Genomic DNA, 11,525 nt, shown 5'->3' with positions numbered 1-11,525 from the left:
CGGTACGCGCGGGCGGACGGCCGGGCCGAAGGGTGCGTGCGACCTCAGTCGTTGACGCAGGTGTTGCCGAAGGCCGGGTTCAGCAGGCCGATGACGTCGATGGTGTTGCCGCAGATGTTGACCGGCACGTGCACCGGGATCTGGACGACGTTGCCCGAGAGGACGCCCGGCGAGTTCGCGGCGACGGCCTGCGCGCCGGAGTCGGCGGAGGCGATGCCGGCACCGCCGGCGACGGCCGCCACAGCGGCGGAGGTCAGGACCAGACCCTTCGCGATACGCGACATGGAGAGGTGCTCCTTGAAAATCGAGACGAACGTCCGGGCGAGCTGCCCGACGCTGTGTCAACGCGTGCCACGCCGAGGGGTTGTGCCGCCAAAGGGGTGATCTCCGCGAGAACGGCGGCCCCCCGCGCCGCGCGTTCGCGTCGTTGCGTCCCCCCGGCGTCCGCGCTCACTAGAGTCGCGGCCCTCTCCTCCGTACCAGGTCCGGACGCCGTGCGTGGCGGGCACCGGCTCACGCTTCCGGGAGGCACCGTGCCGCGCCGTCGTACGCCGGGCGCACGGAGGTGGCCGAGCGGGGGTCCACCGGACGGCGTACCCGGGCCCACGACCGGCGCGGCGGGGCGCGTACGGGTCCGGTGCCGGGCGGGCTACGTCATCGCGTCCGGGCGCGCGCCCGAGGGTGGCCGATCTGTGCCGCCACGCGCGGGCGCGGCGGTGACCCGCCGGGCCACCTGCTCGTTCCTCACCGGGACGCGGCGAGGGCCGGTGTGCTCTTCACCGCGGAGGACGCCCGGCAGCGAGGCGCGGTCCCGATCAGACCCGACCAGAACCAGAGCGTCCCCGTGAGCGAGGTACCCCGCCCATGCACCAGCCAGTTTCCGACGCCCGAGAACGGGTCCTGCATGTCGCGCAGCCCGTCGACGGCGGTGTCGCACGGGTCGTGCTCGACCTGGCGCGGGCCCAGCTCGCGGCGGGCACGCGCGTCGCGATCGCCTGCCCAGGAGGCCGGCTGGCCGCGGAGGCACAGGAGATAGGCGCCGAGGTGAGGCTCTGGCGGGCCACCCGGTCCCCGGGTCCCACACTGCCCGGCGAGGTACGGCGGCTCGCCCGCCTCGCCGGCGAGGTACGGCCCGCACTGGTGCACGCACACAGCGCCAAGGCCGGGCTGGCCGCCCGGCTGGCCCTGCGCGGCCGGGTCCCGACCGTCTTCCAGCCGCACGCCTGGTCCTTCGAGGCGGTGGGCGGGGCCACCGCCGCGCTCGCCCTGCGCTGGGAGCGGTTCGCCGCGCGCTGGGCCGAACGGGTGGTGTGCGTCAGCGAGGCGGAGCGTACGACCGGCGTGCGCGCCGGGGTGCGCGCCTCGTACGCCGTGGTGCCCAACGGCATCGACCCCGAACGCTTCTCCCCCGCGCCCGCGGCGGCGGCCCGCGCCGGGCTGCCGGCCGGGCTCGGGGCCGGGCCGCTGGTGGTGTGCGTCGGCAGGCTGTGCCGGCAGAAGGGCCAGGACGTGCTGCTGGCCGCGTGGGAGCGGGTGCTGCGCGCGCTGCCGGAGGCCCGGCTCGTGCTGGTCGGCGACGGACCCGACCGGGAGGAACTGGGCCGACGGGCCCTGCCCGGTGTGCGGTTCGCGGGTGACGTCGCCGATGTCCTGCCCTGGTACCGGGCCGCCGACCTGGTGGTGCTGCCCTCGCGCTGGGAGGGCATGGCGCTGGCCCCGCTGGAGGCGCTGGCGTGCGCCCGGCCCGTGGTGCTCAGCGAGGTGGACGGGGCCCGTGAGAGCCTGCCGCCCGCGCTCGCCGGACGCTGCCTGGTGCCGCCCGAGGACCCGGACGCGCTGGCCGCCGCCGTGACCGGGCTGCTGTGCGACGCGCCGTTGCGCGCCGAACTCGGCGCCCAGGGCCGCCGGCACGTCCTGACCACGCACGACGTACGGCTGACCGCCGAGCGGATCGCGGACCTCTACCGCGACCTCCTCGGCACCCTGCCGGCCGTGTCCATCGAGCGCAGGGAGCCGACCCACCCGTGACCGCGGAAAGCATCGTCCCCTCGCCCAGCACCTCCGGCAGGGAGTCCGGGTACGCCGTACGGCCCGTGCGGGGCTTCCGGTTCCCGGCCCGGCGCCCGCACACAGCCACCGTCTCCCCGCTGCCTCTGCTCGCCGCCGACCTCGGCGCCGCGCTGGCGGGCGCGGCCGTACTGGACGCGGCCGTGCTCGGGCCGCTCACCGTGGCGGCACTCGTCGGCACCGCCCTGCTGTCGCGGCCGCGCCCGGCGCGCGCGGTGAGCGGGGTGCTCGACGAACTCCCCTCCGTGTGCGGCCGGATCGCGGTGGTCTGGCTGGCGCTCGGCGCGCTGACCGCCGCGCTGGAACCCGGCCGCGCCCTGTCCCTGCCCGCGCTGGCCGTCGGCTGGTCCGCGCACTCGGTGGTCGCCTGCGTCGGCCGGGCCGCCGTGCACCGGCGGCGCCGGGTGCTGCGGCTGCGGCAGCCGGGCACCGCGCTGGTGATCGGCCCCGCCGCGACCGCACAGCGGGTCGCCGCCGCGCTGCTGCGGCAGCCGGACTGCGGGGTACGTCCCGTGGGCGTGGTCACCGACCTCCCCGACGGCAGCTCCGGGCTCCCGGTGCTGACCTCGGGTGAGCAGGTCGAACGGGCGCTCATCCAGAACGGCGTGGGCACCGTGCTCACCGTCGACCCCGCCGTGCGCACCGAGAAGGGCCCGCTGCTGCGGGCGCTCGCCGAGTCGGGCTGCGCGGTGTGGGAGCTGGACGCGGACTGCCCGGCGTACGAGACGCGGGAGCAGCTCGCCGGGTTCTCCGTACGGCGCCTCGACCTGGGCGCGCGGCGGCGCGGCAGCGTGGGCAAGCGGCTGCTGGACGTGGGGGCGTCGGGCGCGCTGCTGGTGCTGGCCGCGCCACTGCTGCTGACCTGCGCGCTGGTGCTGCGGCTCAGCCAGGGTCCGGGCGTGGTGTTCCGGCAGGAGCGCGTCGGCAAGGACGGGCGCCCCTTCACCCTGCTGAAGTTCCGCACCTATCGCCCGGTGGACGACCGGGAGTCGGCGACCAGATGGAGCGTGGCGGACGAGCGGCGGATGAACCCGTTCTGCCGGTTCCTGCGCCGGACCTCGCTGGACGAGCTGCTCCAGCTCTGGAACGTCTTCCGGGGGGACATGAGCCTGGTCGGCCCGCGCCCCGAACGCCCCTACTTTGTCACCCAGTTCAGCCAGTGCTACCCCGGTTACGCGGCCCGGCACCGGATGCGGGTGGGCATCACCGGGCTGGCGCAGGTCAGCGGGTTGCGCGGGGACACCTCGATCGAGGACCGGGCGCGCTACGACAACGCCTACATCGACAACTGGTCGCTGTGGCAGGACGTCTGCATCCTGCTGCGCACCGCGGCCGCCGTCGTCCGGTCCACCGGGAGCTGACGGATGAGCCTCGCGCTGCCCCTCGGCCGCCCCCGGCGCTGGTCCCCCCTGCTGCCGGTGCTCGCCGTGCTCGTCCTGCTCGCGCTGCCCCTCTCCGCCAACGAGGGAGGCGGCGCGGGCCCGGCCGACGCGGCGTCCGCACTGGTCGTCGGCGCCTGCGTACTGCGACTGCTGCGGGAGCGGGCCCGCCCGTTGTCCGCCCGGTCCGCGCTGGTGCTGGGGCTGCCCGTGGCCGGGGCGGCGCTGGCCGCGACGGGCGCCGCCTCGCCGGGCGCCGGCCTCGCCGGACTCGGCCGCTACCTCCAGGTCTTCGTGCTGGTCCCGGCCGCCGTGCTCCTCCTGATCCGCGACCGCCGGGACTTCCGGCTGCTGGCCTGGGCGCTGGTGGGGCTGGCGCTGTGGCAGGGCGCGGTCGGCGTCGAGCAGTACGTCACCGGGACCGGTGCCTCGTACCAGGGCAGGATGATCCGCGCGGTCGGCACCTTCGGGCCGTACGACGTGATGGGCATGGCGACGGTGGTGGCGTTCGGGCTGCTGTGCGCGGTGGGGCTGGCGCTGGGCCGGGCCCCGGTGCGTGAGCGTGCGCTCGCGGGCGGGTGCGCGCTCGCCCTGCTGGTGCCGCTGGCGCTCTCCTTCAGCCGGGGCGCGTGGATCGCCACCGCCGTCACCCTCACCGCGCAACTGCTGCTGGCCGGGGTGCGCCGGGCGCTGAAGGTGGGCGCGGTGGTGGTCGCGGCCGGGGTGGTGCTGGTGGGCGGCCTCGGGGTGGGCACGGCGATGCTCCAGGAGCGGATCGACAGCATCACCAGGGTCGCCGACGCCCCCGACCAGTCGGTCACCGACCGGTACACCATGTGGGCGGCGGCCACCGGCATGTGGCGCGAACACCCGCTCACCGGCGTGGGGTTGAAGGGCTTCCCGGAGTACCGGGACGGGTACGCCTCGCTCGCGCTGTCCTCGGGCAGCGACACCGAGGGCGCGGGCGCCGGCTTCCGCCGGCAGCCGCTGCTCTCCCCGCACAACATGTACCTGCTGGTCCTCGCCGAACAGGGTCTGACCGGCCTGCTGTGCCTGGCGGGCGGCTGGCTGGCGATGCTGGTGCTCGGCCTGCGCGGGCTGCGGGCCGCCCGCCGTACCGGCCGGGGCCTGGACTGCGCGCTGATCGGCTGCGGTCTGCTGCTGTGGCAGCTCGTCGACTTCGTGTACGCCGACATCGGCGGCCCCTCCACCGTGCTGACGGCGGTGTGTCTGGGGCTGGTGGCGTGGTGGGCGCTGGTGGGCGCGGGCCGGGTCTCGTCGGACGGGGGCGCGCGGTGACACTGACGCCCGCTCCGGGGCCGGGGACGACGGACTGGAAGCCGCCTCCGTCCGAGCCCGAACACGCGCCGGCGGCAGGGCGGTTCCTCGCCCGCGCCGCCCTGCTCACCGCCGCCCTGTCCGCCGCCGGTGCCCTGCTCGGGCTGGTCCGGGACCAGTCGCTGGCCCGCCTGTTCGGGGCCGGGCGGGACACGGACGCCTTCCTCGTCGCCTGGACGGTGCCCGAGTTCGCGGCCACGCTGCTGATCGAGGACGGGCTGGCGTTCGCGCTGATCCCGGCGTTCAGCATGGCACTGGCCCGCCGCGCGCAGGGCGCTCCGGGAGATCCCGTACGGGCCCTGGTCAGGGGGACGCTGCCCCGGCTGACGCTGGCCTTCGCCGTGGTGGGAGCGGTGCTCGCGGCCGGTGCGCCGCAGCTCGTGCGGGTGCTCGCGCCCGGCCTGCCCGACCCGGCGCTCGCCGTGGACTGCACCCGGCTCACCGCGACCTGTGTGCTCACCTTCGGGCTCGCCGGGTACTTCAGCGCGGCCCTGCGCGCCCACCGGCGCTTCCTGGCCCCGGCCGCGATCTACATCGCGTACAACACGGGCATCGTCGCGGCGATGTTCGCGCTCGGCGGGGTGTGGGGGGTGCGGTCGGCGGCGTTCGGGGTCGCGGCGGGCGGAGTCCTGATGGTCCTCACCCAACTGCCCTTCCTGGTCGGCCGGTTACGCAGCTCCCAGACCTCGCTGCCCAGGCCGGAAGGCCGGTCCGCCGAGCCGCACTCGGTGGACCTGCCGCTGATGGCGACCGTGCTGCTGTTCGCGCTGTGCCGGCAGTCGCAGGTGCTGATCGAGCGGTTCCTCGCCTCCAGCCTGCCCTCCGGTTCCATCTCGCACCTGAACTACGCCCAGAAGATCGCGCAGATCCCCATGACGATGTCGATGATGCTGTGCACGATCACCTTCCCGGTGGTCGCGCGGGCGCTCGCCGAGGGCGACACCGAGCGCGCCCGGGTCCGGGTGGAGCGGGACCTCGCGGTCGCCTCCGGGCTGGTGCTGCTGGGCACGGCGGCGGTCGTGGCCTGCGCCCCGCAGATCGTCCAACTGCTGTTCCAGAGCGGTGCGTTCACCGCCGGGGACACGGCGGCGACGGCGGGTGTGATGCGCGTGTACGCGGTCGGCCTGCTCGGCCAGACCCTCACCGGGGTCCTGGTCCGCTCCTACTTCTCGGCGGGCCGCCCCACCTGGTACCCGCTCGGCGCCATGACCACCGGCGTGCTCGCCACCTGCGGCGTCGGCGCGGCCACCGTGGGCACCTGGGGCGTGGCCGGGATCGCCGCCGCCAACGCCACCGGCATCACCCTCACCGCCGCCCTGCTGCTCTCCGGGATGCGCGGCCCCCGGCACGGCAGGCGGCGCGGGGTGCCCATCCGCACCCGGCACGTGCTGCGCGAGCTGAGCCGCCCGGCCGGCGCCGCGCTCGGGGCCGCCCTCGCCGGGGCCTGGGCGGCGAGTGTGCCCTCGGGGCCGCTCTCGGGGCTCGCCGCCGGGGGTCTCACCGTGACCGTCCTGTTCGTCCTGCTCGGCTGGGCCCTGGGCGCCCAGGGCTTCGCACCCGCCCTCCGTTCCGTACGCACCCGCACCCGAAGGCTCGCCCATGCTGTCTTCCGTTGAGTCCGTATCCGTCCGCCACGCCGGCTCGCCGGAGCCGGGCGGCACCGGCCCCGTCCCGTGGATCGCCATGTACCACTCGGTCGGCGACTGCTCCGACGACCCGTACCACGTCACCATCACCCCGGCCCGGCTGGAGCGCCAGCTGCGCTGGCTGCGCGGCCGGGGGCTGCGAGGCGTGTCGGTCGGCGAGCTGCTCACCGCCCGCGCGCGAGGTGCCGGACGCGGGCTGGTCGGCCTCACCTTCGACGACGGGTACGCCGACTTCGTCACCGACGCCCTCGCGCCGCTGGCCCGCTGGGAGTGCACGGCCACCCTGTTCGTGCTGCCCGGCCGGCTCGGCGGCGAGAACGCCTGGGACCCGCTCGGCCCGCGCAAACCCCTGCTGACCGCCGACGCGGTACGGGAGGCCCACCGGGCCGGGGTGGAGATCGGCTCCCACGGCATGACCCACGTCGACCTCACCGGCGCCGACGACAGCACCCTGCGCGCCGAGGTCGCCGGGAGCCGCGCCCTGCTGACCGAGCTGACCGGCGCCCCGGTCGAGGGCTTCTGCTACCCCTACGGGACGGTCGACCGGCGTGTCGCGGACGCCGTGCGCGCGGCAGGTTACCGCTACGCCTGCGCCATCGACCCCGGCGAGCTGAACGGCCCGCACGTCCTGCCCCGCGTGCATGTCGGGCAGAAGGACAACGCCCTGCGCCTGTTCCTGAAGTATCGGCTGCACCGGCTGCGCCGCCGTCCCGTGGCGGGGCTGTGATGAGGGCGCTGCACATCATCACCGGCCTCGGCGTCGGCGGCGCCGAGCAGCAACTCCGGCTCCTGCTGCGCCATCTGCCCGTCGAGTGCGACGTGGTGACGCTGACCAACCCCGGCCCGGTGGCCGCCGGGCTGCGGGCCGACGGGGTGCGGGTGGCCGACCTCGCCATGGGCGGCAACCGCGACCTGGCCGCACTGCCCCGGCTGGTCCGGCTGATCCGGCGCGGCCGCTACGACCTGGTCCACACCCACCTCTACCGGGCCTGTCTGTACGGCCGGCTGGCGGCACGGCTCGCCGGAGTACGCGCGGTGGTGGCCACCGAACACTCCCTGGGCGACTCCCAGCTGGAGGGCCGCCCGCTCAACTCCGGTGTACGCGCGCTGTATCTGGCCGGGGAGCGCATGGGCCGCTCGACCGTCGCCGTCTCCCCCACGGTCGCCGCCCGCCTGAGCCGCTGGGGTGTGCCGGAGCCGCGTATCGCGGTCGTCCCCAACGGCATCGACCTGGCGCCCTTCCGCTTCGACCCGGAGCGCCGCCGGCGCACGAGAACGCAACTGGGCTTCCCTGAAGACGCGTTCGTGATCGGCGGTGTCGGACGGCTCGCCCCGGGGAAGCGGTTCGGCGTCCTGGTGCGGGCTCTCGCCCGACTGCCCGAGGACTGCCGTCTGCTGCTCGTCGGAGGCGGCCCCGAGGAGTCCACGCTCCGCCGGACGGCCGAGGCGGCCGGGGTGGCCGGCCGGGTGGTGTTCACCGGCGAGGTCCCCGGCCTCCCCGACGGCTCGCCGGGCCCGGACCTGCCCGCCCTGACCTCCGCGATGGACGTGCTCGCCGCCCCCTCCCCGGAGGAGGCGTTCGGGCTCGCCGTCGTCGAGGGGCTCGCAGCCGGGCTCCCGGTGCGCTACGCCTCCTGCCCTGCCGTGGAGGACCTGCCGCCCGCGGCCGCCCCCGGCGCCGTGCGCGTACGCGGCGGCGCCGGGGAGTACGCCGCCGCGCTCGCCGGGGTCCGCGCCGCCGGGCCCGGTCCGCGCACCGTGCCGGAGGCGGCCCGCCACTACTGCATCAGCCGCAGCGCCGCCCGGCTGATGGACGTCTACGCGTCGGCGCTCGTCCGTCCCGTCCCCTCGCCCCGACAGCCTCACGGAGGCAGCCCCTCATGACCGAGAACCCCACCCGGCGCCGACCGGGTTCCCGTTCCCTGCCTCCCTGGTCGCTGGTGGCCGCCGGGGTCGTCGCGGGCGGGCTGATCGGCGGCGGGTACGGCCTGCTGAAGCCGCCCGTGTACACCGCGACCAGCTACGTCATCGCCGTCCCCGCCGAACGCTCCGACACCTCCACCGCGCTCGGCTTCGCCCAGGCGTACGGCCGGGTCGCCACCCAGCCCGCGGTGCTCGCCGAGGCGCAGCGGCGGGCCGGGGTGCCGGCGGGGACCCTGAGCGAGAGCGTGCGCACGGCCACCTCGCCGGACGCCCCGATGGTCGCCGTCTCCGCCACCTCCGAGCGGCCCGCGCGGGCCGCAGCCATGGCCAACGCGGTCGCCGCCGCGCTCACCGAGCAGGCCGACGCGAGCAAGAAGGCCACCCGCGTCGAACTGCTCCAGTTCTCCCGCGCGGTCCGCCCCGCCGAGCCGTCCTCGGCGTCCGCCGGGGTGACCACGCTGGTCGGCGCGGGTGCCGGCGGACTGCTCGGCGGGCTCGCGCTGCTGGTCCGGCCCGGCCGCCGGGAGGAACCCGGCACCGTCCACCCGGCCCCGCTGCCCGGCCCGGCCATCGCCGCCGACGTCCACAGCCGGCTGTGACGGCGACGTACGCGGCGCGCCCCGCCTCCGTCGCGCGCCCCGCGCTCACCGCCCAGCTCCTCACGGACGAGAACGCGTTCGCCGTGCTCGCCCCGGCCTGGGGCCGGCTGCACCGGCGCTGCGCCACCGCGACCCCGTTCCAGAGCCACGCCTGGCTGCACTCCTGGTGGCTGTCGTACGGCCGGCCCGGACGGCTCCGCGTGCTGCTGGTCCGCTCCGGCCGCGACCTGCTCGCCGCCGCCCCCCTGACCCTCACCCGCCATCCGCTGCCCGCGCTGGTCCCGCTGGGCGGCACGGTCTCCGACTACGGCGACGTGCTGCTCGACGACGCCGACGACGGCCGCGCCCTCAGCGCCCTCACCGACGCCCTGTGGACGGCGGCCCGCACCGCCCTGATCGACCTGCGCGACGTACGCCCCGGCGGCGCGGCGGAGCGGGTGTACGACCGCTGGCCCGGCCCGCGCCGGCGGGTGCCGGACTCGCTGTGCCTGGAGCTGCCCCCGGTGTCCATGGCGGAGCTGCTGACCCGGCTGCCGTCCGGCAAGGCCCAGCGGGTGCGGGCCAAGGTGCGCAAGCTGACCGCGCTCGGGGTGACTCGGCGCACGGCCGGTCCCGGTGAGGCGGAGGCCGCGGTCGCCAGGCTGCTGGAGCTGCACCGGCTCCAGTGGCAGGGCCGGAAGGTGACGCCCGAGCATCTGCGGCCCCGCTTCCGGGAGCACCTGATGCGCGCGGTGGAGCCGATGGTGCGCTCCGGGGACGCGGTCGTCACCGAGTTCCGCATCGGTGAGGAGGTCGTCGCCGTCGACCTCACGCTGCTCTCCCCGAGTCTCGCGGGCGGCTACCTCTACGGCGCCCATCCCTCCCTGCGCGAACGCAAGGCGGACGTCGCCGTCATGCTGCTGGACGCGTGCGCCGCCCATACCGCCGCCGGCTCCCACGGCACGCTGAGCCTGATGCGCGGCGACGAACCGTACAAGCACCACTGGCGCCCCGACCCGGTCCCCAGCAACCGCCTGCTGCTGGCCCGCCGTCGCACCGCCCCGCTGCTGTCGGCGGCCCTGTCCGACGCGGCGGCCCGCCGGCACGGCAAGGCGGCGCTGACCCGCCTAGGGGAGCGCCGGCCCGGCTAGCGGGCGCCCGGCAGCCTGTCGAAGCGGAGGCAGACCCGGCCCCCGGCCCCGAACTCCACCCAGTCCCCCGTCGCCAGGTCCGAACAGTCGGCGGGGGCCCCGGTCCCGGACGAGGGGCCCGGGGCCGGGGCGGGCGTGACCGGGTTCCTGGGGGTGGGTGTCGGGGTCGGCGTGGGCTGGTCCGAGCGTCCGTACAGGGTCGACCGGTACACCTGGGACGCCCTCGGGTTCGTCGGGCACTGCCACACGCCGTGCGGGCAGTAGTCGGTGAGGGTGTTGTACAGCGGCCGGTGCTCGTCCATCCAGGCGAGCATCCGCCGCATGTACCCGGGGTTGTCGCCGTTGCGGAACAGCCCCCACTCCGGGTACGAGACCGGCTTGCCGTGCGCCTTGGCGAAGTCCACCTGGGCCTGGAGGCCGTACGGCTCGGTGATCTGCTCGTCGAACGGCATCCCGGCGGGCTGGTCGTAGGAGTCCATGCCGATGATGTCGACGGTGTCGTCACCGGGGTAGCACTCGGTCCACGGCACGGCGTCCCGGCCCCTGCTGGGCGCGAAGTCGAAGCGGAACCTCTGGCCCGGCACCGAGCGCATGGTGGCGACGATCCGGTTCCAGTACGTTTTCCACGCCTTCGGGTCGGGGCCGCAGCGGTGGGTGTAGGTGATGCCGTTCATCTCCCAGCCGAGCACGAGCACCGTGTCCGGCACGCCGAGCTTCACCAGCTTCTCGGCCAGGGCGCGGAAGTGCTGGTCGAACTGCCCGGCGGCGGCCTGCCGCAGCAGGGGTCGTACCTGGGCGTCGGACAGCTGCTCCTCGTCGCGTTCCTGCAGGGGCACGTTCAGGACGAGGGTGCGGTCGGGTTTCGCGCGCCGCCACCGCGCCCAGCCGTCCAGGAAGCCGGGGGCGCCCTCGATGTCGGACCAGCGGCCGCCCGGCAGATAGGTGTGCGCGACCTTCACCTCGGCCCCGCCCAGCCACTGGCTGAGCCCGGCGATCCGGGCCACCCCGAGCGGGCCGGAGTCGAGGAACGCGCCGAAGGCGGGGCCCGGCCCCACGGGCGTGGGCGCCGGGGTCGCGGTCGGGGCCGGTGCCGGTGCCGGTTCCGGGGCTGCCCGGTGCGGACCGGCCGCGAAGCCGGGGCCTGCCAGGACGACCGACACGGTGACCGCCGCGGTGAGGACGGACATCCGCCCGCGCCGGGTCCTGCGCCACTGTGGAGCCATGTCGGCCCTTCCCTCCGCCGGCCCTGCCCTCGCGTCCGGTGCGACGCCTGTACTGACACCAAGTCACACGCGCCGGGTGCCCGCCAGCGCGGTTACGGCCGGCGGGTGGCCGGCGCCCCCGTGTGGGTGAACGGCGAAGGCCCCGCCGGAGTTATCCGCGCGGGGCCGCCCGCCCGGCCGCTCCCGGCCCGTCGGCGTGGCGAGATGCCCGGCGGGAAGC

General features: G+C 76.1%; 10 protein-coding genes. 8 read left to right on the top strand and 2 right to left on the bottom strand.

From position 1 onward, the window contains the following. Positions 1-44 precede the first annotated feature (44 nt). A complete protein-coding gene (locus ACFWN1_RS27185) occupies positions 45-284 on the bottom strand; it encodes a chaplin (RefSeq protein ID WP_384367249.1) in 240 nt (79 codons plus the stop codon). Between the two features lie 580 nt (positions 285-864). Between ACFWN1_RS27185 and ACFWN1_RS27180 the strand changes: the two genes are divergently transcribed. The 8 genes from ACFWN1_RS27180 to ACFWN1_RS27145 are packed head-to-tail and all read left to right on the top strand — an operon-like array spanning position 865 to position 10,082. Further along, entirely contained in the window at positions 865-2,028 is a 1,164-nt protein-coding gene (locus ACFWN1_RS27180) for a glycosyltransferase (protein ID WP_384367246.1), read from the top strand. Continuing rightward, the gene (locus ACFWN1_RS27175) at positions 2,025-3,428 is read left to right on the top strand and encodes an exopolysaccharide biosynthesis polyprenyl glycosylphosphotransferase (RefSeq protein WP_384367243.1); all 1,404 of its coding nucleotides are present in this window, start codon (positions 2,025-2,027) and stop codon (positions 3,426-3,428) included. Before ACFWN1_RS27180 ends, ACFWN1_RS27175 begins: the two co-directional genes overlap by 4 nt. 3 nt (positions 3,429-3,431) lie before the next feature. After that, positions 3,432-4,745, top strand: a complete 1,314-nt coding sequence (locus ACFWN1_RS27170; protein ID WP_384367240.1) for an O-antigen ligase family protein — start codon at positions 3,432-3,434, stop codon at positions 4,743-4,745. 2 nt (positions 4,746-4,747) lie between these two features. After that, positions 4,748-6,400, top strand: coding sequence for a lipid II flippase MurJ (locus ACFWN1_RS27165; RefSeq protein WP_384367252.1), 1,653 nt, complete (start codon positions 4,748-4,750; stop codon positions 6,398-6,400). After that, positions 6,384-7,157, top strand: a complete 774-nt coding sequence (locus ACFWN1_RS27160; RefSeq protein ID WP_384367237.1) for a polysaccharide deacetylase family protein — start codon at positions 6,384-6,386, stop codon at positions 7,155-7,157. Before ACFWN1_RS27165 ends, ACFWN1_RS27160 begins: the two co-directional genes overlap by 17 nt. Further along, positions 7,157-8,314, top strand: coding sequence for a glycosyltransferase (locus ACFWN1_RS27155; protein WP_384367234.1), 1,158 nt, complete (start codon positions 7,157-7,159; stop codon positions 8,312-8,314). Before ACFWN1_RS27160 ends, ACFWN1_RS27155 begins: the two co-directional genes overlap by 1 nt. Next, positions 8,311-8,952, top strand: coding sequence for a lipopolysaccharide biosynthesis protein (locus tag ACFWN1_RS27150; protein WP_384367231.1), 642 nt, complete (start codon positions 8,311-8,313; stop codon positions 8,950-8,952). The genes ACFWN1_RS27155 and ACFWN1_RS27150 overlap by 4 nt, the downstream gene beginning before the upstream one ends. Further along, positions 8,949-10,082: a GNAT family N-acetyltransferase gene (locus ACFWN1_RS27145; protein WP_384367228.1), complete on the top strand. Its 1,134-nt coding sequence runs from the start codon at positions 8,949-8,951 to the stop codon at positions 10,080-10,082. Before ACFWN1_RS27150 ends, ACFWN1_RS27145 begins: the two co-directional genes overlap by 4 nt. Here ACFWN1_RS27145 and ACFWN1_RS27140 read toward each other — a convergent pair. Continuing rightward, positions 10,079-11,305: a glycoside hydrolase family 26 protein gene (locus ACFWN1_RS27140; protein WP_384367225.1), complete on the bottom strand. Its 1,227-nt coding sequence runs from the start codon at positions 11,303-11,305 to the stop codon at positions 10,079-10,081. The two genes, ACFWN1_RS27145 and ACFWN1_RS27140, sit on opposite strands and share 4 nt — an antisense overlap. Positions 11,306-11,525: the final 220 nt, after the last annotated feature.

Origin of the sequence: Streptomyces sp. NPDC058459, from assembly GCF_042721685.1 — a bacterium.
Classification (GTDB): domain Bacteria; phylum Actinomycetota; class Actinomycetes; order Streptomycetales; family Streptomycetaceae; genus Streptomyces.
This window is presented reverse-complemented; position numbering and strand designations above follow the sequence as displayed.

Excerpts from the sequence above, each read along its gene's own strand:
- ACFWN1_RS27180 (WP_384367246.1), top strand. The coding sequence starts at position 865 with ATGCACCAGCCAGTTTCCGACGCCCGAGAACGGGTCCTGCATGTCGCG.
- ACFWN1_RS27185 (WP_384367249.1), bottom strand. The coding sequence starts at position 284 with ATGTCGCGTATCGCGAAGGGTCTGGTCCTGACCTCCGCCGCTGTGGCG.
- ACFWN1_RS27155 (WP_384367234.1), top strand. The coding sequence starts at position 7,157 with ATGAGGGCGCTGCACATCATCACCGGCCTCGGCGTCGGCGGCGCCGAG.
- ACFWN1_RS27170 (WP_384367240.1), top strand. The coding sequence starts at position 3,432 with ATGAGCCTCGCGCTGCCCCTCGGCCGCCCCCGGCGCTGGTCCCCCCTG.
- ACFWN1_RS27140 (WP_384367225.1), bottom strand. The coding sequence starts at position 11,305 with ATGGCTCCACAGTGGCGCAGGACCCGGCGCGGGCGGATGTCCGTCCTC.
- ACFWN1_RS27150 (WP_384367231.1), top strand. The coding sequence starts at position 8,311 with ATGACCGAGAACCCCACCCGGCGCCGACCGGGTTCCCGTTCCCTGCCT.
- ACFWN1_RS27160 (WP_384367237.1), top strand. The coding sequence starts at position 6,384 with ATGCTGTCTTCCGTTGAGTCCGTATCCGTCCGCCACGCCGGCTCGCCG.